Consider the following 20,814-nt stretch of genomic DNA (forward strand, 5'->3'; position numbering starts at 1 on the left):
GTGATCACGCCCAGCAGGGGAGTCCAATCATGTCCGTCCCTGCCGTCGCCGAGGAGATCGGCGCGCGTCTGCCTTCTGCGAGCGAGAAGGCGGCGGCGAACCAGTTGCGACGGAGTATCTCCCAAAAGGGGTAAGCAGTTCATTTACCGATGAAAATTTGTTAATCGCAATGAGGTCCAGCAGACTGCGGCGGCTTCGTTGACCGCGCCGCGCAATCAATCGCGTGTGCCGGATTGGCGCGATGCCGGGGCCTACGAGCGTCTTTCCGCGACCGATCGCGCAGGCCTGATGTGGGAATGGCTACGCCGTGACCCCAGCTATGTGGATTGGCATGTCCAGGCGAGCCGGGCGACTTGCGGAGCAATCGCCGATCCTCTGAAATGGAGACTTCACTTTCGCTGAAGACCCGGTCCGGGATGCGTTCTCGGCCCGGATCCTTTGGCATGCCGATCTCGATCCCGGCACGCTCAGGGCAGAGGCCGAACCGGGACGTGCAGGGGGCGCAGAGTGCATGGACATGAAGCGGCTGGCGCCGTGGTTGACGCTGGTTCCCGGACAAGCCGGGCGCCAGCATGCAGTCCTTTCCGACGGTGGGCGCCGGATCAGGATCGATGTCACGCCGGGGCGATGGACGGCGGAGCGCGCGATGCGCTTGCGGTTCCATTTCGATAGTCTGGCTTCAGCAGAAGCGGGCATCTTGCCGATGCGGCGACTTATCCTGCTCTACAGGCACCAGCGTTTCGGCCGGATGCTCTATCCAAGAGATCCGGCGCTCCGCCGCGGCATCGTGCTATTGCGGGTGCACGATGCCCTTGCGGCAGGCGCGACGCATCGGGACATCGCCATATCTCTGCTGGGCCACGGCAATGCCGACCTCGACTGGAACCATCCATCAGATTCCCTGCGCTCGCGTATTCGCCGCCTCACTCGTCAAGCGCGAGCAATGGCAGGCGGCGGGTTCAGGCGGTTGATGGGCGGAGGTTGATCCGGTGCTCCTGGGCGAGGTCCTCGCCGGAACGTCAGGTTTCGAATTCATCGAGCAAGTTTGCACAGGCGAGCGCGCCGATCATGTGAAGACCCTCTTCCTGCTGCCCGGCGCGAACCTAGCGCAGGAACTTTCGGTTGTCGGGGCCTCGGCGATGCGGCTTCAAGTTCATGATGAAGCGGCGGCGATCGCTAAGTTTCGCGATGTCGCGGGCGTGGATTCGCGGGGCCGTAACGAAAAGGTCTCCGGGGGGAATTGGCGGAAACCTGCGCAAGACACATAACCGAGGGCACGATCAGGCAGGATGCAACTTCATGTTCGCAGGCATTTACAATCTCGTCGAGCTGCCAAAACTTCAGCCGACAGAGTAGCTACCGGGCAAATCTGCCAAACCCGGTGTTTCGAGACGATGCGGCCTACTCTGGCCAAAATCACTCTAGTGGCCGCTACTCGATCTCACATCCGGCGGTAAACCCACTTAAAGGCGGATTTATCCGAGCCCCATCAGACCGTAGCAGGAGCGCTGATAAGCGAGAATTTGGTCTTCAACGTGGCGAATTCATTCAGTACGATCGCGAGCCTTTTGAGCCTGATCTCTGTAATGCTTCTCACTTTGTTGTGCCTGATCGAGCTTACGCTTGTGGATGCTCTTTAGGAACACGTCCGGTTCACGCTCCATGTCAGCCGCATATCCGTCGGCATCTGCCCTGGCGTTGTCAGCCATGGACTCATAGTCAATCGCGTCCCGAAGATCTTTAGCGTTCATTCCAGACTTTTACCTCGGATAAGAAGCTATTTGCAAGATTGGCAGTCGCCTTAAGCGTCAGTTTTTCCAGCTGCAGGTGCGGGACCGGCGCGCAAGTTGGCGGCGCCTGGTACTAGATCTATGATCGAGCAAACTCCCAACCTACGTTTTCAAGGAAGCCGGAAGATCATCATGAACGTGGCGAGATCGGCCGATCCCGCTGTCGATAGGTCTGCGCTGGTGCCCTATACCGGGCGGCGGGGGCGCATTTGCTATGAGCCCAAGCGCTATCGTCGTTGCTCTAGCCTGTCTTCAAATCCCGCGGGATTGCCAGCACTTCGCTCGATATGCTTGCTAACGCGAATGCGTCGCATTAGTGGATGCCCAAAATTCAGGGGATTCTCATGTCAAAGCTCTCGATTACCGCCGCCATTTTGCTTGCTGGGACGTCTGCAGTCGCTCACGCGCAGACCGCACCGGCTGCCGATGATCGGCGTAATCGCGACGAAATCATCGTCACCGCGACCGGACAATCGGAAGCAATTTCGACCACCAAGAGTGCTACGCCGATCATCGAATCCGCCCAGTCGATCTCGATCATCAACCGCGACGAGATCGACCTGCGCGCTTCGCCGACGATTGCCGACGCCTTGAGCTATACGGCGGGTGTGCAGGCCGAGCCTAGCGGTATCGACAGCCGTACCGACGAGGTATCGGTTCGCGGTTTCGGCGCCGGCGGTTTCTCCTCCAATAACAACTTCGTCGATGGCCTGCGCCTTCCCTCGGGAGGCCAGTGGACGCGCACCGGCTTCGACACTTTCGCGCTCCAGCAGATCGAGGTGCTCAAGGGCCCATCTGGCGCGCTCTACGGCCAGACCGCGCCGGGTGGTGTCGTCAACAGCGTGTCTAAGCGGCCCACCGATGCGTTTCATGCCGAATTCATGCTTCAGGCCATGGGTATGACCGATCTCGACAACTGGAACGGCCAGGCAGCGGCTGACGTCGGGGGGCCCATCTCCGGCACGCTGTCCGCGCGTCTGGTAGGGCTGGCCCGCTACGGCGACACCCAGGTGGACGGCGTCACCAATGCCCGCCAGTACGTTTCGCCCAGCCTGACCTGGAAGCCGGACGACCAGACCACCTGGACCCTGTTGGGCCAATACCAGCGCGACGAGGGCGGCGCGACCTTCCAGTTTCTCCCCGCCCTGGGCGCGCTCTACAAGAGCAACGGCAAATACATCGCCAACGATGCCAACCTGGGCGAACCGGACTGGAACACGTTCGACCGCAACCAGTACCTTGCCGCGTCTTTCTTCGAACATCGTTTCGGGGATAGCGGCCTGACCGTCCGCAACAACACCCGCTACACCCATATCGACACCCTCTATCGCGTCGTCGTGCTATCAGGCAACACGCTGACTACGTGCCCGGGAAGCATCGCCGGCTGCATTCCCGGCCAGACGATCGGCCGCCGCGCGGTGCAGGGAACCGGCGAGAGCGACGGCTGGGCGACCGACACCCAGCTTCAGTACGAAGTGAACACCGGCGCGCTGAAGCATACGATCCTCGGCGGCGTGGACTACTTCCACACCGAATGGGAGCACTATCGCGACCTCGTCAATTCGTCGCTGGTGCTGCCCATCCTCGACATCTTTGACCCGGAGCCGCGCGGGTCTGCCGGCTTTGCCCAGAACATGAGCCCGCAGATCTATACCGAGACGGTTAGCCGCCAGGCCGGCGTCTACCTGCAGGACCAGATCTCGCTGGGCCGTCTGCGCGTGACCGTGGGTGGCCGTCAGGACTGGGCCAAGGACCGCACGCACAACCCGGTCACCGACAAGACTTATGTCACAAAGTCGGATGCCTTCACCTGGCGGGCTGGCGCCGTCTACCTGCTCGATAACGGCCTTGCGCCTTACGCCAGCTATTCGGAATCGTTCCAGCCGCAAGTCAGCGATCCCTCGACGAGCCTGAACGGCGAGACTTTCGTCCCGACCACGGGCCAGCAATGGGAAGCCGGACTGCGCTATCAGCATAAGGGAATCTATGTCACGCTGGGCGGCTACCAGATCACTCAGCAGAACATGACGACGCCCGACCCCCTGGGCACCCTGTGCGGCACTTCGACGTGCCTAGTCCAGACTGGGGAGGGCCGAATTCGCGGCATCGAACTTGAGGCCAAGGCCAGCCTGCCGTTCGGGCTGGCAGTCATCGGCACGACCACCCGTACCTGGAGCAAGGTTACCGAATCTAATACGGTCAGCCAGGTGGGCAACAGGCTTCCGCAAGTGCCCGAATGGATGGCTTCGCTGTTCCTTAGCGAAAGCATTCGGTCCGGGCCGCTTTCCGGCCTCGGTTTAGGTGGCGGCGTGCGCTATACAGGCGAGAGTTTCGGCGATACCGGCAATACGCTGGCCATTCCCGACTATACGCTGTTCGATGCCTTCATTAGTTACGAATTCAGCGATCGCACCACGCTGTCCCTGAATGGCCGCAACATCGCAAACAAGCGCTTTGCCGCTACCTGCACCGCCGTTTCGGCGTGCTATTACGGACAAGGCCGCAGCGTCACTGCCCGTCTCCAGTTCAAATGGTGAGCGGACGGCGGCTGGCCTTCGCCCTGGCGGCGACAGGCACGATATCGGGAGCGGCCATGTCGCTTCCGTCGGCCGCGATCGCCGCGCCGTGGCAGATCGAACGGTCGGACGTCTTCACCCTGCCCTCGGCGGACGGTCATGAGTACCGCGTCATGGTGGCATGGCCTGAAGGCCCGCCGCCGCCGCAAGGATGGCCGGTGCTCTGGCTGCTCGACGGCGAGGACAACTTCGCCATCGCGACGACGACTGCGCGCCGTCTCGCGCGGGCAGGGGGGCGTTCGGGCGTTGGCACGGGATTGATCGTTGCCGTCGAATCCGGTGGTCTGCCGCGCCGCATCTACGACTACACGCCGCCGGTGGAGGGTTACGTCATTCCGACCGGCTCTCCCGCAGCGGGCCGTTCGCTTGGCGGCGGCGACGCTTTCCTGACGTTTCTGCGCGATAAGCTCAGACCGGAAATCTCGGGCCGCTGGAAGATCGATGCGAAGCGCGAAACCTTGATGGGACACAGCTTCGGAGGTTTGCTGGCGCTGCACGCTCTCGCGCAGGGTGGATGGTGGAGCCGCTACGTCGCGGTCAGTCCATCGCTCTGGTATGGCAACGGCCTGATCGGGCGTGAGACAAAAGGCATGGCCGCGCTTCAGGACAAGCGCGCGCTTCTGGCTGCCGGTGATCGCGAAGGCGCGCCGTCCGGGTCATCGGCCACGTTTGCCGACGTGGTTGCTGCGTTGTCCGCCCATGGCGTCGATGCCTGCGCTGCCGTTCTGCCCGGTCAGAGCCATGGTTCGACAATGATGGCGGCGATGGTCGATGGCATCACGCTGGCGTTCGGAGCAGCAGCCGGAAAGGAAGCGGAATGATCCTCGCCTTGGCCGGGGGCTTGTTCGCCGTATTGGCAAGCATGCTGCTCTATCTTGCGTCAGCGAACCAGCGCTGGGGTGATCTGCCCTTTCCGCCGCGGCTTGCAGGCTGGAGCGGGCTTGCTTTCATGGTGACGGCCACCGTCATGATGCTGCGCTGGGCAGGCGCGGCCACGGCCATCTTCATCGTCGCCACACTCGCCATGACCGTCTGGAGTGTGGTGCCGCTCGCGATCGCATGGTGGCGGCATGAACCTGAGGGCAGGAAATGAGCAAACCGCTTTCCAGCAAGGACTGGTTCGGCAAATCGGCGGCGGGACTTGTTTTCGGGTTCACTCTTGCCCTTGGCGCAGCCGGGCTTTTCCAACGCCTTGCCGGCATTGGCGACACGTTCTTTTCCACCAAAGGCCAGTTTGCAATGTGGCTGATGTCGCCCGTATGGGCGCTGACGCTGAGCTTCTGCTTCATGTTCCGCACCGCCGTGCGTGCCTGGCTCTGGCTTGCCGGCGCCAACCTGGTGGTCTGGGCGATCGTGCTTCTTCTGGAAGGGCCGCAAGCGTGAAATTGCCTACTGACCTTGTGAAGATGTACAAGGAAATCCACGGCTGGGTCGGGATCGTTTCCGGTCTCGCGCTGTTCATCGCCTTCTACGCCGGCGCCATCACCATGTTCGAGTCTCCGCTGCAACGCTGGGCTTCACCGCCGACCACGCTCGCTCCGGCGCCTTCGCTGGCGCGCACGACCGAACTGGTGTCCAAGGTTCTGGCCGTCCATCCCGAGGCCGCCAAGGGCTACGAGATCCACCTTTTCGTCGATGCCGCCAATCCCGCGCGCATGAGCTGGACTTCGGCAAGGGGCGAGGAAGCCGAGCACGGCGGCGGGGTGAAGCACTATGCCTCGTTGGCGGCGAACGGCTCCGTTCAGGTTGTGGACGGCGGCCCTTCCGAAGTGGCCCAGTTCATCGACGTACTCCACCAGCAAGTCGGCCTGCCTTTCGCGCATGAGGTCGCGATGCCGATCATGGGCGCCATTGCGCTGCTCTATACAATCGCGCTCGTGTCCGGCCTGGTGGTGCTGCTGCCCAGTCTCGTGAGCGACCTGTTCGCGCTGCGCATTGGCAAGAACGTCAAGCGGATGTGGCTCGACATACACAATGTGCTGGGCCTCTTCAGCTTGCCGTTCCATATCATCATGGCGCTGACAGCGGTGGTATTCGCCTTTCACGACCAGTTCTACGGCGCGCAGGGAGCGATGTTCGGCGGGCAGGAACGGGGTGATCGCGGCGCGGCATCGATTGCCGCAGCCCCGCCGCCCGCATCGCTTTCGCCGTTGCAACTGGTCGAACGTATCGAAAGGCAGGCTCCGGGGTTCACGCCCGAAGTCCTGGTTTATGGCCAGGGACGCGGCGGCCTGCCGTCACTGCGGGTGCAGGGCAGCGACGCACGCTTCGGTCTTCGGGCGCCTACTTATGGCATGGCGGGGCTCGATCCCGAAACGGGCGAGATCACTTCGACCGACTACATGCCGGGTATGCAGGACGGCTGGTCCGCCACTGTCACCAGTTTCTTCGCACTGCATTTCGGTAACTTCGGCGGCAACGCTATCCGGTGGTCTTACTTTCTGCTGGGCCTCGCCGGTGCCATGCTTTTCTACACCGGAAACCTGCTCTGGGTGGAATCCCGCCGCAAGAAAGAACGCAAGTCTGGCGCCGTGGAGCAAACACGAGCAACGAAAATCCTCGGCGCGCTCACAGTGGGGGTGCCGCTGGGCTGCATCGCCGGCATCTCGATTACGTTGGCGGCATCCAGGCTGATGGGGCACAGCGCCACTTACGGCCTGCACAGCGCGATCTACTATGCAGCATTTTTGGGCATGACCGTGTGGGCACTGGTTCGCGGCGCCGCCCGCGCCGGTGCGGAACTGGCGGCCTGCGCGGCGCTGGCCATGCTAGCTGTCCCCACCAGCAGTCTTTTCGTGGGACCGGGATGGTTTGAAACCACATCGCTCTGGGCCGTGGATGCGACAGCTTGCAGCCTTGCCTTGGTGCTTGTTGTCGGCGCACGCAAAGCGTGGCAACGAGGACGCCATGGCCCGCGTGACAGCGTTTGGGCGTCTGGCGCGAGTATAAGGCCGACGGTAAGTCGTCATGAAATCAGGCCCTGACATGGAATAGTGGCGCGGCAGCGCGGAGGGGCAGATACTGGTTATGAAGCCTCAGAGCGACAACCGCGTGAGACGAAGAAGGCCCGCATACCCCAGCGCGAGCAAGTGTGGCGTTGAAGCGGCTAAACCGAACGCCTTTTCAATGCGCATCGCCATGTCGGCCGAGAGTGCGGCCCTGCCGCTGAGCAGGTTGTTCATCTGCACGCCGGTCACGCCCAGCACCGAGGCCGTGGCCCGGACCGTCAGGTTATTCGGCTTCACATAGTTACGCCGGAGCCAAGGGCCCGGGTGCGTGAAGATCGAAGGGTGAACCTCGATCGCCATCAGTAGTCCTCCTCCATAACGAGGTCGCTGATCATTTGCTCGTCAACCTTCGTATATGTCAGCCGTCAGTTCGGCACCACGGGTCATGGCTAATGTGCCGGCGCGATTGCTGGTGAGGGCTATCAAGCGACATCGGAAAGAGCCCCCTTGGCGCCAGCGAAAACTGGCCCTCCTCGCTGTGTAGTTCTGCCGGATCACCTCCCGCTCCAAAGCGATGGCGAGATGTGATTTGCCGACGCCAGGTGGCCCTTGCAATAGGATCGCTTCGCCGCGCGCGGTCGCGCGGTTTCGGATCTGATGCGGATTGACACTGGGTGGGCATCGAAGTCGAAACCCTCGAGTTCGCGGGCATGGGACAATGCGAGCTGCCCGGCTCCGTCGCTGCACAGTCAAGCTAGTCCCCATGTCTGGCACGCACTGGCAAGTCATCCGTGATGAGTTCTTCACCAGGCTGCACCTGCTTAGCGACGCAGTGGAATCCTACCTTTCCCGGAAGGGAATCAGATCAGATCGTCAACCGTGATGCCCAGTTGTTCGGCCAGGCTCTTGAGGGTCTGGACCGAGCCGACCTGTTTCTTGCTTTCGATCTGCGCGATCTGAGTGCGGTTGATGCCAGCTGCCTCGGACAGGGCCACTTGGGTCAGTCCGCGATACTCGCGCCAGACGCGCAGCGGACTTTCGCCAGCGAGAATGCGATTGACCAACTCGGCCGGTACGTACTCGTCATCGCCGTGCTCTACAGCCGCCTTCACCCGCTCGGAAGCGCGCAAATCCGCTAGGTCCTCGGCCGCCTCCTGGAGCGCAATGTATTCCTCGACCGGTATCGTAACCATCTCACCCATGTGGGCCTCCATCATTCATAAATGCTGCCGCGAGGACCAATCTTCGTCACGGTGAGCACAACGCCATCAATCATGATGACGCGCCAGTCGCCGACCCGAAGGCGGATATCTTCGCTGCCTTTGAGGGCCTTGACGTTGTTCGCCTGCGAAGCCGGGTCGGCAGCGTAAGCTTCCACCTTCGAAACGATCCGGGCCGACATATTCGCGGGCATTGAGCGAAGCGTCTTGAGGGCTGACCGGGCGTAGCGTATCGGCTTCATGAGAACGAATGTTACAGACAGTAACACTCACGGTCAAGCTATTGTTACTCTCTGTAACGCACGGACAGCGGTTGCGCTGGGCACGAAAAGTGCGCGAATTCAGTCCTTATTGCTGCGTCGGCGGCCGTCCCGGCGATCGGATGCTTCCTATTTCAAGATAGAGCCTTGCTCAAAAGCAGGGCTCTCGCGTGGTAAGCCACGGCTCTCTCGCGGTGCGCGTAGACGGCAGCAATAGAGTGTCTGCGCCGAAGTGCTTCCTGAGCCTTTCGCGCTTCCTTTCGCGCCCGGCGTAGCAGGCGCTCGATTGAAGGTTTCATGACCGGCTCCCATACCTGGATGAGCGCGAAATTATGGAGCGCGGTTGCAGATTCAAACTGCCTTCGGCGAGGTGGATGGTTCGTGCGCTTAGTTGTTGCAATGCAGTTCGCGCGGTGAAACGCGAACTCCCTTTGGGCGGATCAGTGGAGGCCCTGCCGCGCCGCCTCCATCAAGGCAGAAGCGAGGTCCGAGTAGTTGTAGGGGCCGACGGAGTAGACGCTTGTGGTCTTCATCGTCACCCCAGCTGGTAATCCGTCCGCTGGGACATCCAAGTGTTAGCCTTCATCCTCCTGGCCCTCCAGGTCATCTGTGGCGCTGTGGTCTGGCGACGCAGTTTGCTCGGGGGTATCCCACTGCGAATGGGTATCGATAGTCACCAAGTCGGCATGGATGAGCAGCAACTGATCGGCGATCATTTCCAGCGCCAGAACTTTCCGCTCTTCTGTGGTTCCGCCATGTCGGGCAGAGGCGAGACTGATCATTTCAACTTCCTCGAACGAGAGCGCCTCATCATCACCAGAAGCCGCGGAATGAGGAGGCGGCGAACGCAGCGCATCCTCGGTGGCAGTTCCAGAATACTGTCGGATATTGTTCCGACTGCGATAAGCCCGCAGCCTTTCAGCGTAATGGGCTGCTATCCTGGAATACGCTTCCCGATTCTCGCCTGGCAGAGAAGCTCGTCCGTGAATAAGCGCAAGCTGATGCTGATATAGTAACTCATTGAGGTCCATGGTTAAGTCTCCACATGGGAGTCACGAGGCCTCTTAATATTGGTTCGCGTGCGACCTCGTTCGAGGTATAATCTTAACACGATCGGAGCATATTAAGTTATATATTTACTGGAATTGGCGTGAAAGTGGAGCCGCCCTTTCTGGTGAGGGGGGCGACGAGAATTTGGCTGGCCGCTCAATCTTGTAGAAGGGGCCCAATGCAACGCTGTGGGGCATGCGGTCGGTGGTGATCGCCGCATATCTCGCGCTCGACCCTGGATGACGAACGGGTGCTGACTGAAGACGAAATTGGTTTGGCGAAGCCATATGGTCCGCTGCGGCTCAAGCTGGGTGCCTGCGTCGCTATGTTACGGGCGGTGGGGAGTGAACCGTAAGAGGGTCGAGAGACCCCGGGAGCGCAAAGTGCTCAAGGCGCCGCAGCGCCAGCCCAAGGCGGATGCCCGGCGCACTGCCTGGTGCGGTTGTTAGACAGTGCTCCGGACAGACATTTTAAAAATCCGATTCGTCATTTTAAGGATCGCAAAGTGCTTCAGACCAGGCTCCCAAGTTACAACAGGGAGTGCTATCGTTTCCAACTTGCAATTTTTAAACATTGTCGTATAATAAAATTGCCTCACGTCGTTTGCGACGGAATTTGATAGCCGGTTTGCCGGCCCGCCTTTTCCTTTTCATGCTGCACGGCTCCGCGCTGGGACACGCCCGGTTGCGGACGATTATTTTGTGCGCAAGGAACAGGCTTGGCGAAGGAAGAGCTCATGACAGTGGTACGCAAGATCAAGAGATCCTGCCATATGGGCGCCCCGGCGTGACCCTCAACAATGAGCTTCCGATCATTGCCTCCACGGCATGTGAAATCCGCCGTTACCGGATCCGCCCGGTCGTTGGAAACCACCTACGCGAGGCAACGGCGCCGTACGGTCTGACCCAGGGTCAGATCACCTATCGCGAACGGACGTCCGGCCAAGCGGCAAGCAGCGTCTCGCGGTGCATGTATCAGGCGCCGACCCGATTTCAGAAGGGGCAGCAACACTGCTGCTCGCAAGGATAACATGAATTATTTGAACACCGGCGCTGCCAAGCACCGCACAATCTCGCTGCGTAAAAGCTCGGCTGACGCCGGATCCATGGAACGGCATTCGACTTTCTCCGCCATGCTTTCGACCCTTGAACTGCGACGCCTTGTCGCTGCGATGGTCGACTGATCAGGAAAGCGCCCGCGGCGAGCCCTGAGACATGGGCACGCCAAGCAGGAGATATCGCATGGATATCAACAAGGAATACGCCGCGCACCAGCATGCATTGATGTGTGCTGACAATTCCGTCTGCAATGACGATCGCCGGGCGCACCTCGCCCAGGCTTCGTCGATCGCCGGCCGGATTGGTGCCTTTCAGCGCGAACTTGGCGCCGCAGCAGCCTGTGCCTGGAGCATGGCCCAGTTTTCGGCCCCCGCGCGCGCCTGACATCTCATCACCAGCAGTATCTGGTGTTTAAATCCTGCTCTCGTTGAAATTCGAGGGGGATCGACGATTTTGATTCAGGTTCGGAAAATCACTTTCCCATTCCTGCGAGACGACGACATCCTTTCAAGTAACGACCTGAAGCAAGAGTCCGTCAGCGATCGCGCTGTCGGCCACAACCGTTTCTTGAAAGGAAACGCTCATGACTATCGGAACCGTAAAATTCTTCAACGAAGACAAGGGCTATGGCTTCATTCAGCCTGATGACGGCAGCCGGGACAGCTTTGTCCATATTTCTGCCGTGCAGGCTGCTGGCCTTGGAACTCTGAACAAGGATCAGCGCGTGTCCTATGACGTCGAGTCCGGCCGCAACGGCAAGGAATCGGCGATCAATCTCAGTAGCGCCGACTGAGCAACGGGTAGTCCGGCAGTGCGTGAGGCGACTGCCGGGCCATCTGACTTCGCTGACCCCGAACCGCGAGTGTATGCCTATGGCGCTTTCTTATGAATTTCTCATCGCGCGCGCGGAGCAAGCTGCGCACGAAGCAGCTTGCTCGCTGCTCGATAACGTGCGGGACCGCGCACTGCGTTCGGAAAAGGCCTGGCGGACCATGGCTGACCAGGTACTTGCGGTCACACGCAGCCGTGAACTGGCTCAAAAAGACCGGCTGGTCGTGGACCAATTGCGCGTTGCCCCGGAATGACAGGTAGTCCCAGCCTCGCCGGGAAGGACATCATTGAAGCTCACGAGGCGTCGGACGTTTCCGCCATCAACGGGATCGTCAGCCTTGCCAACATTCTCAAGACGCGAGGCCTCCTGACCAACGCAGAGGCAGGGGCCATATACGAAAGCATGAGCTTGCCGCTCGGGTTACCGAAATATGCCGAAAATCCAGCTGTCCAGGAGCTTCAATTGAACCTTGATCGCTTGTTTGCGGTAGTCGTCGCCCCAAAGTAGCCGGATCGCTGCATGGCTTTCGCTGGCCAGTTCCAGATCACGCGCGAAGGTAGGTCCTGAACGAAACTGATCTTTCGGGGAACCGACCGCCAGTTGGAATTGCTGAAGCGCGGCGAAATCGGGTGGAGCGACCGCGAGGCTGGGAAGCGCTTATCCCGGCGGACGCGTTCGGGAACGCGGGCCTGTCGTTCTTCGGTGGGCGTGCGTTCCGGCTGGTCCTGCCTGACCCTGGCGATTTCTATCGCCATATCGACCATTACGTCGGTCGGCATCGCGCGGTGCTGCTGGGCGGCGCCGAAGATCCGGGCACGTTCTTCGTGAAACCGGCAAAGGTCACGTCGCGAGATGCTGCATATGACAGCAACACGTTCCATGAAGTCTGGCGGTCGTCATCCAGCGATATGGCATTTTCAATTCCTTTACCCGCCGAGGGGCGAATGCGGGATTGCTTCCCCATGGGGCCGCACAACATCCGTGACGCGCTTTCCACGCATATCCTGAAGCAGACAGGCTCGTCCGAGCGGGCAAGCCATGCGATCCGGGACACCCCTGAAATGGTTGCCAAGCACTACGGACGGTTCCTGCCGTAGGACAAGTCTGCCCTGGCGGCGCAGATTCTCAATCAGGTCTGGATGGCGGCGTGATCTGGCCGCCCCGTGCTTGAGCACGGCCGCGCTTTACCTCCGCTGACGCTCCGGACGAGCCGCCTTACGGCGTCTCGTCGGCATAGCCGTGACGATCGCTGGCGGGGCGGGACGCTGTCCGCGTCCCGTCAGCGGTCTCCGCGCCTTTGGCGCGTCGGCGTCTGCCTCGGCTCCAGGGTGACGGGGGGCGTCACGGCCCCTTAGCCCCGCCATGGCGAGCCGCAACCTGGGCGGGGCCCAGGTCCTCCATTCCATTTCGGCCCTTCGGGTGCACCCCGCCATTTCAGGCGAGGCTTTTGGTCCGCTCCTGCCGCCCCCCGCCACCCCGGCGCCGGTCAATGGCGGTTGAGGAAAGGAACAGGAGAAATGGACAGGACCAATCGTCAGAGCCTCTATGGGGAGGTTACTTCCCGCATCATTGCCGAGCTGGAGGAGGGCCGGCTTCCCTGGGTGCAACCCTGGGACAGTGCGCGGTGTCCGTGCCTGATGCCGCACAATGCCGTTTCCGGGCGCGTGTACTCTGGAATTAATATTCTCATCCTGTGGTGCGAGGCGGTGGAACGCCGGTTCGCGTCGCAGCGCTGGCTGACTTACAAGCAGGCCTTGGCCGCAGGTGGGCATGTCCGGCGCGGCGAGAAGGGCACGGTCATCTGCTACGCGGATCGCTTCACGCCGAGGAACGAGGCGGAGCAGGCGCGGTGCGAGGATCGTGAAGCCCGGACGATTGCCTTCCTGAAGCGCTTCGTCGTTTTCAACATCGATCAGATCGAAGGACTTCCGGAGCGCTATGCCGAGGAACCGGCGGTGCCCGATCCAGTCATGGCGATTGCCGAGGTGGATCGGATCATCGCAGCCACGGGTGCGGACTTCCGGATCGGCGGTGACGAGGCCTTCTATGCCCCCAGGCAGGACTATGTGCAGGTGCCCCCGCAGGCGGCTTTCCACGAGCCGATAAACTGGTTCCGGACGGTCCTGCACGAACTGGGTCATTGGGTCGGCGGCAAGGGCCGTTTGGACCGCGATCAGACGGGTAAGTATGGTTCGGTTTCGTACGCAAAGGAAGAGCTTATTGCCGAATTGACCTCGGCATTCGCCTGCGCGTCGCTCGGTATCCAGCCCACCGTGCGGCACAGCGATTACATTGGCTCGTGGATCGAGGCCATGCGCGCCGATGAGAAGGCAATCTTCCGGGCGGCCAGCGCTGCCAGCAAAGGCGCTGATTTCCTCCTCGCATTCGGGGAGGGCGCGGCATGATCTGGCACATCTACCTGCTGGAGCAGCGTATCCGTGAGGCGTTCCTTCGCGATGCATTTCCCGAGTACGAGCAGCCCGAACTGCGCCGACTGGCGAGGGCGCTGCGTTCGCTTCCGTGGCTCCCCCGCGCCGTGTTTTACCTGATCCGGTTCGAGGACATGAGCTACGATGAGATCGCCGCGCAACTGGACATCAGCGTTCGCCGCGTTGAGATCGAATTCGGGCGAGCCATCGGCTTGATCATGCGGTCGCGGGGCCGGCAGGAACGCAAGGGCTGGTAAGGGATAGGGGCGCGACCGTCTCAGCGGGCGCTCCCCGGCCTTGTCTTCCGGCGCGACGGCTGTTCAGGCTTGTGGCGGGTAATCTTCGACGAGGTATGAGATGGGATTGTCCATCCATTGCGTGACGGCGCTTTCGCGCCACCCGCAGCAGCGTTCGGCTATCCGGACCTGCTTCGGGAAGGTTCCAGTCTGGATCTTGCGGTAGAGGGTTGCACGGGACAGGCCCGTGCGTTCGAGCACGGTATTGAGGCGCAGGAAACGATCGAGAGGCTTCATATCCATCTGGCGTTGTCCTTTCCTATTCGTGAGGTGGACTGGCCGGCCATGAGCAAGATTGGGCTAAACCGAGCCCGACGCAAGGGCATCAAACAGCGCTAAACGGCGCGAAACGCGCGAGATTCCTCTCGGTGCACCGTAGCGAACATTGGCGGCACTCTACGGACACCAAAAATATTTGGCCGCCGGGAGCTCGCGACCGGCGGTTCTGTCTCAAGCCGTCTCGGCGCAGGCATTGCACCCGCTACGACGCCTTCGTCGACGCGCGAATCGCACGATTTGCTGACGGCCCTGTCGCCGTTCGGCGGACCCGCAGCACGATTGCTGCGGACGCCAGATCAGGATCGCATCGACCGCTGCCGAGGCCGGGCATGGCCGGTCACATGGCGGACGTGTTCGACCAACGCGTCTACCAGCGCCCGAACCTCGTCGGGCGTGAAGCCGCCATCGTCGAGTAGATTGCCGTCGCCGGGACGGTTGCGGTTCCATTTCCAATAGGGCGAGAGCACCTGCAGCAGCCGCGTCGTCTCGGGGCAATCGTAGCCGAAGCCGGTGACATTGGCGTAGGCAAGCGACCTGTCGACATTGAGGCTGATGTGGCGCGCGCACCAGCTATCCGGAAAGCCCACATCGAGCAGGTGCGAGGACAGCGCGAGCTGCACCACGATCCCCGACGTGTAGAGGAAATAGTGCCAGTCGAACGGCGCGTCAGGGGCGAGCCCACCCATGAAGCCTTCCGCCCGTTTGACCCGCTCGCGGCTGAGGCTGCGTCCCTGTTGGGTACGCAGCAATCGCACCGGCTCGGCGCCGTAGATTTTCCAGAGCGCAGCGAGCGCGGAATTGTCGTTGGGCAAGGAGTTGAGCGCCGCAGACACAGCGGCGATTTCATCGGGTGAAGCAGCAGGAACTTGAACGTCCATTGGCACCTCCGGGTCCGCATCAAGGCGGGTTGGCGGAAGGCTCAGGACAACTTGCGGACCAGTCCCGAACTCCCGCACGCTAACGCGCGGGAGCCGCCGGAGCTGGTAACATGCACACGTCATGCGCCGCCGCCTTTCACCCGAAGGTTTGGACATGCGCGACGGCACCCCGGAAAACTGTGTTTTCCGAGTTTGCTTCGTGTGCGGGATTACCAGTCCCGGCGCTGCCCTGTGCGCAGCGCCTTGCTAGGATAACAGACGGGAATCCTTAGGCCAAGGATGAGTTGCACGGGGAGCATCGAGCAGTGATCGGAGATGGGTGCAGGGATCTTCCAATGCTGCGTTCCGCTTAGAAGGGGAAACGCAGTCTGCGCCTGTGCGAATGCGAGCCGCGATAGGGCTCCCAGGCAATGCCATCACCATCGGCATCGAGCGGCGACCGATAGCCCGGCTCGCCTTGGTAGAGCGGCGCTGCACCTGCCGCTCTCGCCTCATTGCAATTGGCATAGTAGGCCCACGCATTCGACGAGACCGCCGAGCCGTGCGAGGGAAGCAAGCGTTGGACGGCCCCTCCGTGCCAACGACGGTGAGACAAAGCACCGCTGGTAATTTAGCCTTGAGGGCGCGGATGAGATATCACCATGGTTATGCCGCGTATTCCAAACGACGAGACGAACTCCGCCGCCGCAGGCGCTGCCGCCGAGGAAGGCCGCAGGCCGACGCTGGTGGCAGCGCCTGCGGCGGCATCGCCCGAGCTCTCCGACCGGCCACGTCGGCGGAACTTCGGTGCCAGATATAAGCTGCAGATCCTCGACGAGATTGATCGTGCCGCTGGCACTCCCGGGGCGATCGGCGCCATCTTGCGGCGTGAGGGGATCTATTCCTCCTCGATCACGGAGTGGCGGCGGCTGCGCGCGGCCGGGGCGTTTGAGGGCCTGAGCCCCGTGAAACGCGACCCAAAACCAATGGCGCCCAATCCTCTGTCGGCAGAGCACGCCCAGCTGAAGCGGGACCACAAACGCCTTCAGCAGCGCCTGGAGCGTGCCGAAGCTGTGATAGAAATTCAAAAAAAGTCGCGCTTTTGATAGGCTTACCGATCGAGGACGACGAGAAGCCGTGATGGATGCGTTGGCTACGCTGGGTACCGGCTCGGGCATCATTGCAGCGGCTTGTGACGCGCTGGGCGTGTCGCGTGCGACCTTCCATCGCCGTCAGGTTGCTGCGGCTCACCTCCCAGCTGCTCGCCGCCGACGGCCAGCGCCGGCGCGTACCATTCTCGGGCCAGAGCGTCAGCATATCATCGATTTGCTGCGAGAGCCGCACTTTGCAGACCTCGCACCTGCGGAGATCTACGCTACGCTGCTCGATCAGGGCATCTACCACTGTTCGATCCGTACGATGTACCGGATCCTCCACGAGCATCAGGAAGTTAGGGAACGCCGTCGGCAACTGCGCCACCCCGTCTATCAGAAACCCGAGCTGCTGGCCGAAGGCCCCAATCAAGTCTGGTCATGGGACATCACCAAGCTCATGGGGCCGAGCAAATGGACCTACTTCTACCTTTATGTAATTATTGATATATTTAGCCGACGCGTCGTTGGATGGCATGTCGCCGACACCGAAAGCGCTGCTCTGTTCAAGCCGCTATTCGAAGATTGCGTCGCCAAACATAACGTCTCCCCAGGCCAGCTCACCCTACACGCCGACCGCGGGCCGTCGATGAAGGCCAAGGCTACCGCGCTCATGCTCGCTGATCTCGGCGTCACCAAATCGCACAGCCGGCCATATACCTCGAACGACAATCCTTTCTCGGAAAGCCACTTCAAGACTTTGAAATATCAGCCGCAGTTCCCGAAACGCTTCGGCTGTGCCCAAGACGCAAAGACGTTCTGCCGGCACTTCTTCGACTGGTACAACCGAGACCATCATCATCTCGGCATCGGGCTGATGACGCCCGACCAGGTGCATTACGGCCAGGCAGATGCAGTCCACGCCGCCCGTCAAACGATCCTCAACAAAGCCTTCCGCTTAAACCCGGAGCGCTTCGTCAATCGACCACCACGACCGCCACAAAAACCAACCGCAGTCTGGATCAACCCACCGGCCAGGGACCGAAAGACGATAGCTTAATCTCCCGACCCGGCTGTCTCACAATCGTTGACACGTTCCGGGCTTCCTGGGGACTGTCAGGAATTCCGTGTGTGGGCAGGCATAATGGGTAACAAGGAGTCCCACTATGTCACGACGCAAAGAACCGGCGATACCTCACGAGCTTCTGGATCAGCTTTTGGCCGGAGGCGCTGCCAGCGCTGCTTTTGAGCAAGGCGGCTTGCTGGATTCGCTGAAGAAGGCGCTTACGGAACGCGCATTGAACGCGGAGATGGACCACCACCTGGGCAGCGTGTTCGCGTTCTTTCGTCCGCGAACACGCTGATTTGCCCTCAACAGCGCTACCTGGCGCCGGTAACCGGGCGGCGATGAAAACGACAGCGTCTTGCGAACCGTGTCGCGCGACACATTGAAACGCTTCGCCGCGCTCCGCTGGCTCAGCCCTTCCGCGCAAGCCAGACGTACCTTCAGATAGAGTTCCACGCTGAAAATCCCCAGTCCTCCCTGCCAAGCAGAAAGGCTTCAAGGTGGACGACTTTTACGCCGCCCGCAGCGGACCTATCCCGCCGCTACCGTGGCCGACTATTCCACCGCCGTTCTCACTCAACAGTCTAAACGATCGCTAAAGGCCCGCATGCCGCGTCTTCGCCATAGCGTCAGGACCTGCTCGCGATCTTCGCCGCGCAACCGGGCCGCCGCCTCCACCAAAATGCCGAGGATGACGGCGCGGTCATCCCCGGTCAGTTCGACCAGTTCTGCCTTAGCGATTAGCCCACCCAGTTCGATGAGCTGGCGGGTGCGCTCGCGCCGCTTCACTTGCCACGCGCGGGCATCATGCCGCGCCCGGCTCGCCAAGTGGCAATTGCGCGCTGCCTGGTTCCGTTGCAGCGCTGCGCGGCTTGTTGCCTGCTCCCGCGCGAGGGCTTTTGCCGTCCCCTGAAAAGAACGCGGCGCCGCTCTTGCGCCACGCCTCCTTTCTGGCCGCGTCCGTCGTGGTGGCGGCGTCGAGCAACGCGCCCGCCAGCACTTCGGAGGAAAGAGCGTCAGCGCCGGTCGCATTCACCAGTTCGCCGAGCTGGCTGGTCTTGCGTGTTTTGAGTTGCCGTGCCTTGTCGGTGAGTGCCTTGAGTTCGGCGTCATAGTCACGGGGTTTACGCATTGTCCGTCCTTTCGTTGATGGAGGCGGACAGTTCAGCTATCGGGAGTCTCAGGCCCAAACAATAGCGTGAAATCTTCTGGGATTTCGCGTTCCCGAGTGCGATGAAATCGTTCGAGGGCGCGCTTATACGTCGTGCCGACGTGCTGCTTGAAGTGTAAATGGTTGGCCGCATGGCGATCTACCACTTCTCGGCCAAAGTCATTTCGCGCGCTGTCGGCTCCTCGGCGGTGGCCGCCGCCGCCTATCGTTCCGCCTCGCGGCTGCACGATGAGCGGCTGGCACGCGATCATGACTTTTCCAACAAGGCGGGCGTCGTTCACTCGGAGATCCTGCTCCCCGAGAACGCTCCGGAACAATGGCTCGACCGCGAGCGGCTGTGGAACGATGTCGAGGCGGCCGAGAAGCGCAGGGACGCGCAGCTCTGCCGCGAGGTCGAGTTCGCTATTCCCCGCGAGCTCGATCAGGCCGAAGGCATCCGTTTGGCTCGCGACTTCGTGAACCGTGAATTCCTGTCGCGCGGCATGGTCGCCGATCTCAATGTGCACTGGGACATGGGAGAAGGCGGACAGCCCAAGCCCCATGCCCACGTGATGCTCGGCATGCGCGAAGTGACCGAGGAAGGATTCGGTCCCAAGGTCCGCGACTGGAATCGCACCGAACTGCTCACTCATTGGCGCGAAGCCTGGGCCGATCACGTCAATCAGCGGCTGGCCGAACTCGATATCGATGCGCGGATCGATCACCGTTCCTTAGAGGCGCAGGGCATCGAGCTGGAGCCGCAGCACAAGATCGGTCCCGCCGCCTCGCGCATGGCCGGCCAAGGGCTGGAGAGCGAGCGGCTCGAAGAGCATCACGCGATTGCCCGGGCCAATGGGGAGAAGATCCTCGCCAATCCAGCAATCGCGCTCGACGCCATCACCCACCAACAGGCCACCTTCACCACCCGCGACATTGCCAAGTTCGTGCACCGGCACAGCGACGGCAAAGAGCAGTTCGATCAGGTCCTGGGCGCGGTCCGCGCCTCGCCCGAGCTGATTGCACTTGGGAAGGATGGGCGCGGCGAGGATCGCTTTACCTCGCGATCGATGATCGAGACCGAGAAGCGGCTTGAGAAGGCCACGATCAAGCTCGACGCCGGGCGGCGTCATGGCGTCAGCCGGGCGGTGCAGGAGAAAGCGTTGGCCCGCGCGGAGGCGAGGGGGCTTGTCCTCTCGGCCGAACAGCGCGGGGCGCTCGAACATGTGACCAATAGCCGCGGCCTCTCTTCGGTGATCGGCTATGCCGGCACCGGCAAGAGCGCGATGCTTGGTGTCGCCCATGATGCCTGGCGTTCGGCCGGCTACGAGGTGCGCGGTGCGGCGCTCTCCGGCATCGCTGCCGAGAACCTTGAGACTGGTTCGGCCATTGCAAGTCGCACCATCGCCAGTATGGAACGCCAATGGGCGCAGGATCGCGAGCTGCTGACCGATCGTTCGGTGCTGGTGATCGACGAGGCCGGGATGGTCGGCACCCGGCAAATGGAGAGAGTGATCTCGGAGGCCGAGAAGCGCGGGGCCAAGGTCGTGTTGGTCGGCGATCCCGAGCAGCTTCAGGCGATCGAGGCTGGCGCGGCCTTCCGCAGCATTGCCGAGCGCCATGGCAGCATCGAGATCATGCAGGTGCGGCGCCAAGGCGAGGAATGGCAGCGCGAGGCAACGCGCGATCTCGCTACCGGGCGGACCGGCGAGGCGCTGCTGGCCTATGAGGAGGCCGGGCATGTCCATGTTGCCGAGACACGCGAGGGTGCGAGGGAGGCGTTGGTCGGCCAATGGGATCGCGATCGCCAGCTAAATCCCACCGCAAGCCGGATCATTCTCACCCATACCAATGACGAAGTGGGTGAGCTGAACCAGGCGGCGCGTGGGCGCATGCGCGAAGCTGGTGAGTTGGG

General features: G+C 61.7%; 28 protein-coding genes and 3 pseudogenes. 18 read left to right on the top strand and 13 right to left on the bottom strand.

Annotated elements, in window-relative coordinates:
• Positions 1 to 511: 511 nt before the first annotated feature.
• Together EDF57_RS10310 and EDF57_RS10315 are read left to right on the top strand one after the other, a co-directional pair.
• Positions 512 to 985 carry a DUF2285 domain-containing protein gene (locus EDF57_RS10310; protein WP_134094112.1) on the top strand — a complete coding sequence of 158 codons (474 nt, stop codon included), beginning with the start codon at positions 512 to 514 and terminating at the stop codon, positions 983 to 985.
• Positions 986 to 989: 4 nt separating this feature from the next.
• Entirely contained in the window at positions 990 to 1,268 is a 279-nt protein-coding gene (locus EDF57_RS10315; RefSeq protein WP_134094113.1) for a hypothetical protein, read from the top strand.
• A 276-nt stretch (positions 1,269 to 1,544) separates the two neighbouring features.
• Here the strand turns inward: EDF57_RS10315 and EDF57_RS10320 are convergent, their stop codons facing one another.
• Positions 1,545 to 1,751: a hypothetical protein gene (locus tag EDF57_RS10320; protein ID WP_134094114.1), complete on the bottom strand. Its 207-nt coding sequence runs from the start codon at positions 1,749 to 1,751 to the stop codon at positions 1,545 to 1,547.
• A 383-nt stretch (positions 1,752 to 2,134) separates the two neighbouring features.
• Between EDF57_RS10320 and EDF57_RS10325 the strand changes: the two genes are divergently transcribed.
• From EDF57_RS10325 to EDF57_RS10345, 5 genes are read left to right on the top strand one after another with little or no spacing between them, the layout of a single operon-like run.
• Positions 2,135 to 4,327 carry a TonB-dependent siderophore receptor gene (locus EDF57_RS10325; protein WP_134094115.1) on the top strand — a complete coding sequence of 731 codons (2,193 nt, stop codon included), beginning with the start codon at positions 2,135 to 2,137 and terminating at the stop codon, positions 4,325 to 4,327.
• Between the two features lie 56 nt (positions 4,328 to 4,383).
• Positions 4,384 to 5,187 carry an alpha/beta hydrolase-fold protein gene (locus EDF57_RS10330; RefSeq protein ID WP_166675230.1) on the top strand — a complete coding sequence of 268 codons (804 nt, stop codon included), beginning with the start codon at positions 4,384 to 4,386 and terminating at the stop codon, positions 5,185 to 5,187.
• The gene (locus EDF57_RS10335) at positions 5,184 to 5,459 is read left to right on the top strand and encodes a hypothetical protein (protein WP_134094117.1); all 276 of its coding nucleotides are present in this window, start codon (positions 5,184 to 5,186) and stop codon (positions 5,457 to 5,459) included. The genes EDF57_RS10330 and EDF57_RS10335 overlap by 4 nt, the downstream gene beginning before the upstream one ends.
• Positions 5,456 to 5,749 carry a hypothetical protein gene (locus tag EDF57_RS10340; RefSeq protein ID WP_134094118.1) on the top strand — a complete coding sequence of 98 codons (294 nt, stop codon included), beginning with the start codon at positions 5,456 to 5,458 and terminating at the stop codon, positions 5,747 to 5,749. The genes EDF57_RS10335 and EDF57_RS10340 overlap by 4 nt, the downstream gene beginning before the upstream one ends.
• Complete coding sequence (locus EDF57_RS10345; protein WP_134094119.1) at positions 5,746 to 7,350, top strand: PepSY-associated TM helix domain-containing protein; 1,605 nt, start codon at positions 5,746 to 5,748, stop codon at positions 7,348 to 7,350. Before EDF57_RS10340 ends, EDF57_RS10345 begins: the two co-directional genes overlap by 4 nt.
• 51 nt (positions 7,351 to 7,401) lie before the next feature.
• Here the strand turns inward: EDF57_RS10345 and EDF57_RS10350 are convergent, their stop codons facing one another.
• From EDF57_RS10350 to EDF57_RS10370, 5 genes are all read right to left on the bottom strand, one after another.
• Positions 7,402 to 7,674: a HigA family addiction module antitoxin gene (locus tag EDF57_RS10350; RefSeq protein ID WP_134094120.1), complete on the bottom strand. Its 273-nt coding sequence runs from the start codon at positions 7,672 to 7,674 to the stop codon at positions 7,402 to 7,404.
• Positions 7,675 to 7,716: 42 nt separating this feature from the next.
• Complete coding sequence (locus EDF57_RS26210) at positions 7,717 to 8,103, bottom strand: ATP-binding protein (RefSeq protein WP_134094190.1); 387 nt, start codon at positions 8,101 to 8,103, stop codon at positions 7,717 to 7,719.
• A 71-nt stretch (positions 8,104 to 8,174) separates the two neighbouring features.
• Entirely contained in the window at positions 8,175 to 8,516 is a 342-nt protein-coding gene (locus tag EDF57_RS10360) for a helix-turn-helix transcriptional regulator (protein WP_134094121.1), read from the bottom strand.
• An 11-nt stretch (positions 8,517 to 8,527) separates the two neighbouring features.
• Positions 8,528 to 8,776, bottom strand: coding sequence for a type II toxin-antitoxin system RelE/ParE family toxin (locus tag EDF57_RS10365; RefSeq protein ID WP_134094122.1), 249 nt, complete (start codon positions 8,774 to 8,776; stop codon positions 8,528 to 8,530).
• A gap of 593 nt (positions 8,777 to 9,369) precedes the next feature.
• A complete protein-coding gene (locus EDF57_RS10370; protein ID WP_134094123.1) occupies positions 9,370 to 9,825 on the bottom strand; it encodes a hypothetical protein in 456 nt (151 codons plus the stop codon).
• A gap of 257 nt (positions 9,826 to 10,082) precedes the next feature.
• Between EDF57_RS10370 and EDF57_RS25980 the strand changes: the two are divergent.
• Positions 10,083 to 10,257 (top strand): annotated as a pseudogene (locus EDF57_RS25980) (IS3 family transposase); the annotation flags it as partial.
• 181 nt (positions 10,258 to 10,438) lie between these two features.
• Here EDF57_RS25980 and EDF57_RS25440 read toward each other — a convergent pair.
• Entirely contained in the window at positions 10,439 to 10,582 is a 144-nt protein-coding gene (locus tag EDF57_RS25440; RefSeq protein ID WP_166675231.1) for a hypothetical protein, read from the bottom strand.
• Between the two features lie 292 nt (positions 10,583 to 10,874).
• Between EDF57_RS25440 and EDF57_RS25445 the strand changes: the two genes are divergently transcribed.
• The 8 genes from EDF57_RS25445 to EDF57_RS10410 all read left to right on the top strand — a co-directional run bounded on the left by EDF57_RS25445 (position 10,875) and on the right by EDF57_RS10410 (position 14,420).
• Positions 10,875 to 11,027, top strand: coding sequence for a hypothetical protein (locus tag EDF57_RS25445; protein WP_166675232.1), 153 nt, complete (start codon positions 10,875 to 10,877; stop codon positions 11,025 to 11,027).
• Between the two features lie 58 nt (positions 11,028 to 11,085).
• On the top strand, positions 11,086 to 11,286 hold the full coding sequence (locus EDF57_RS10380) for a hypothetical protein (RefSeq protein WP_134094124.1): 201 nt from the start codon (positions 11,086 to 11,088) through the stop codon (positions 11,284 to 11,286).
• Positions 11,287 to 11,485: 199 nt separating this feature from the next.
• The gene (locus EDF57_RS10385; RefSeq protein WP_134094125.1) at positions 11,486 to 11,695 is read left to right on the top strand and encodes a cold-shock protein; all 210 of its coding nucleotides are present in this window, start codon (positions 11,486 to 11,488) and stop codon (positions 11,693 to 11,695) included.
• Positions 11,696 to 11,774: 79 nt separating this feature from the next.
• Positions 11,775 to 11,987, top strand: coding sequence for a hypothetical protein (locus EDF57_RS10390; protein ID WP_134094126.1), 213 nt, complete (start codon positions 11,775 to 11,777; stop codon positions 11,985 to 11,987).
• On the top strand, positions 11,984 to 12,241 hold the full coding sequence (locus EDF57_RS10395) for a hypothetical protein (RefSeq protein ID WP_134094127.1): 258 nt from the start codon (positions 11,984 to 11,986) through the stop codon (positions 12,239 to 12,241). The genes EDF57_RS10390 and EDF57_RS10395 overlap by 4 nt, the downstream gene beginning before the upstream one ends.
• A gap of 122 nt (positions 12,242 to 12,363) precedes the next feature.
• A complete protein-coding gene (locus tag EDF57_RS10400; protein WP_243840990.1) occupies positions 12,364 to 12,831 on the top strand; it encodes a hypothetical protein in 468 nt (155 codons plus the stop codon).
• A gap of 420 nt (positions 12,832 to 13,251) precedes the next feature.
• On the top strand, positions 13,252 to 14,139 hold the full coding sequence (locus EDF57_RS10405; RefSeq protein ID WP_134094128.1) for a zincin-like metallopeptidase domain-containing protein: 888 nt from the start codon (positions 13,252 to 13,254) through the stop codon (positions 14,137 to 14,139).
• Entirely contained in the window at positions 14,136 to 14,420 is a 285-nt protein-coding gene (locus tag EDF57_RS10410) for a sigma-70 region 4 domain-containing protein (RefSeq protein WP_134094129.1), read from the top strand. Before EDF57_RS10405 ends, EDF57_RS10410 begins: the two co-directional genes overlap by 4 nt.
• A 63-nt stretch (positions 14,421 to 14,483) precedes the next feature.
• Here EDF57_RS10410 and EDF57_RS10415 read toward each other — a convergent pair whose 3' ends face one another.
• The 3 genes from EDF57_RS10415 to EDF57_RS10425 all read right to left on the bottom strand — a co-directional run bounded on the left by EDF57_RS10415 (position 14,484) and on the right by EDF57_RS10425 (position 16,211).
• Complete coding sequence (locus tag EDF57_RS10415) at positions 14,484 to 14,702, bottom strand: AlpA family transcriptional regulator (protein ID WP_134094130.1); 219 nt, start codon at positions 14,700 to 14,702, stop codon at positions 14,484 to 14,486.
• A gap of 332 nt (positions 14,703 to 15,034) precedes the next feature.
• Entirely contained in the window at positions 15,035 to 15,616 is a 582-nt protein-coding gene (locus tag EDF57_RS10420; RefSeq protein WP_134094131.1) for a hypothetical protein, read from the bottom strand.
• Positions 15,617 to 15,965: 349 nt separating this feature from the next.
• Complete coding sequence (locus EDF57_RS10425) at positions 15,966 to 16,211, bottom strand: excalibur calcium-binding domain-containing protein (RefSeq protein WP_347876949.1); 246 nt, start codon at positions 16,209 to 16,211, stop codon at positions 15,966 to 15,968.
• Between the two features lie 46 nt (positions 16,212 to 16,257).
• Between EDF57_RS10425 and EDF57_RS10430 the strand changes: the two are divergent.
• Positions 16,258 to 17,746, top strand: a pseudogene (locus EDF57_RS10430) (IS3 family transposase).
• Between the two features lie 324 nt (positions 17,747 to 18,070).
• Here EDF57_RS10430 and EDF57_RS26280 read toward each other — a convergent pair.
• The 3 genes and pseudogenes from EDF57_RS26280 to EDF57_RS10450 form a co-directional block, all read right to left on the bottom strand.
• A pseudogene (locus EDF57_RS26280) lies at positions 18,071 to 18,208 on the bottom strand (helix-turn-helix domain-containing protein); the annotation flags it as partial.
• 120 nt (positions 18,209 to 18,328) lie between these two features.
• On the bottom strand, positions 18,329 to 18,541 hold the full coding sequence (locus EDF57_RS10445; RefSeq protein WP_134094134.1) for a conjugal transfer protein TraD: 213 nt from the start codon (positions 18,539 to 18,541) through the stop codon (positions 18,329 to 18,331).
• 16 nt (positions 18,542 to 18,557) lie between these two features.
• Positions 18,558 to 18,884 (bottom strand): conjugal transfer protein TraD, encoded by a 327-nt coding sequence (locus EDF57_RS10450; RefSeq protein ID WP_134094135.1) that lies wholly within the window; start codon positions 18,882 to 18,884, stop codon positions 18,558 to 18,560.
• Between the two features lie 170 nt (positions 18,885 to 19,054).
• Between EDF57_RS10450 and traA the strand changes: the two genes are divergently transcribed.
• Positions 19,055 to 20,814, top strand: a 1,760-nt coding sequence (gene traA / locus EDF57_RS10455) for a Ti-type conjugative transfer relaxase TraA (RefSeq protein WP_134094136.1), incomplete at its 3' end; no start/stop codon positions are given.

It is taken from the genome of Novosphingobium sp. PhB55, from assembly GCF_004368805.1.
GTDB lineage: Bacteria > Pseudomonadota > Alphaproteobacteria > Sphingomonadales > Sphingomonadaceae > Novosphingobium.

Coding starts and splice junctions, on each gene's coding strand:
- EDF57_RS10450 (WP_134094135.1), bottom strand. CDS start 18,884: ATGCGTAAACCCCGTGACTATGACGCCGAACTCAAGGCACTCACCGAC.
- EDF57_RS10410 (WP_134094129.1), top strand. CDS start 14,136: ATGATCTGGCACATCTACCTGCTGGAGCAGCGTATCCGTGAGGCGTTC.
- EDF57_RS10380 (WP_134094124.1), top strand. CDS start 11,086: ATGGATATCAACAAGGAATACGCCGCGCACCAGCATGCATTGATGTGT.
- EDF57_RS10350 (WP_134094120.1), bottom strand. CDS start 7,674: ATGGCGATCGAGGTTCACCCTTCGATCTTCACGCACCCGGGCCCTTGG.
- EDF57_RS10415 (WP_134094130.1), bottom strand. CDS start 14,702: ATGGATATGAAGCCTCTCGATCGTTTCCTGCGCCTCAATACCGTGCTC.
- EDF57_RS10390 (WP_134094126.1), top strand. CDS start 11,775: ATGGCGCTTTCTTATGAATTTCTCATCGCGCGCGCGGAGCAAGCTGCG.
- EDF57_RS25445 (WP_166675232.1), top strand. CDS start 10,875: ATGAATTATTTGAACACCGGCGCTGCCAAGCACCGCACAATCTCGCTG.
- EDF57_RS25440 (WP_166675231.1), bottom strand. CDS start 10,582: ATGAGCTCTTCCTTCGCCAAGCCTGTTCCTTGCGCACAAAATAATCGT.
- EDF57_RS10310 (WP_134094112.1), top strand. CDS start 512: ATGGACATGAAGCGGCTGGCGCCGTGGTTGACGCTGGTTCCCGGACAA.
- EDF57_RS26210 (WP_134094190.1), bottom strand. CDS start 8,103: ATGACTTGCCAGTGCGTGCCAGACATGGGGACTAGCTTGACTGTGCAG.
- EDF57_RS10335 (WP_134094117.1), top strand. CDS start 5,184: ATGATCCTCGCCTTGGCCGGGGGCTTGTTCGCCGTATTGGCAAGCATG.
- EDF57_RS10360 (WP_134094121.1), bottom strand. CDS start 8,516: ATGGGTGAGATGGTTACGATACCGGTCGAGGAATACATTGCGCTCCAG.
- EDF57_RS10340 (WP_134094118.1), top strand. CDS start 5,456: ATGAGCAAACCGCTTTCCAGCAAGGACTGGTTCGGCAAATCGGCGGCG.
- EDF57_RS10365 (WP_134094122.1), bottom strand. CDS start 8,776: ATGAAGCCGATACGCTACGCCCGGTCAGCCCTCAAGACGCTTCGCTCA.
- EDF57_RS10330 (WP_166675230.1), top strand. CDS start 4,384: ATGTCGCTTCCGTCGGCCGCGATCGCCGCGCCGTGGCAGATCGAACGG.
- EDF57_RS10320 (WP_134094114.1), bottom strand. CDS start 1,751: ATGAACGCTAAAGATCTTCGGGACGCGATTGACTATGAGTCCATGGCT.
- EDF57_RS10405 (WP_134094128.1), top strand. CDS start 13,252: ATGGACAGGACCAATCGTCAGAGCCTCTATGGGGAGGTTACTTCCCGC.
- EDF57_RS10370 (WP_134094123.1), bottom strand. CDS start 9,825: ATGGACCTCAATGAGTTACTATATCAGCATCAGCTTGCGCTTATTCAC.
- EDF57_RS10325 (WP_134094115.1), top strand. CDS start 2,135: ATGTCAAAGCTCTCGATTACCGCCGCCATTTTGCTTGCTGGGACGTCT.
- EDF57_RS10395 (WP_134094127.1), top strand. CDS start 11,984: ATGACAGGTAGTCCCAGCCTCGCCGGGAAGGACATCATTGAAGCTCAC.
- EDF57_RS10420 (WP_134094131.1), bottom strand. CDS start 15,616: ATGGACGTTCAAGTTCCTGCTGCTTCACCCGATGAAATCGCCGCTGTG.
- EDF57_RS10385 (WP_134094125.1), top strand. CDS start 11,486: ATGACTATCGGAACCGTAAAATTCTTCAACGAAGACAAGGGCTATGGC.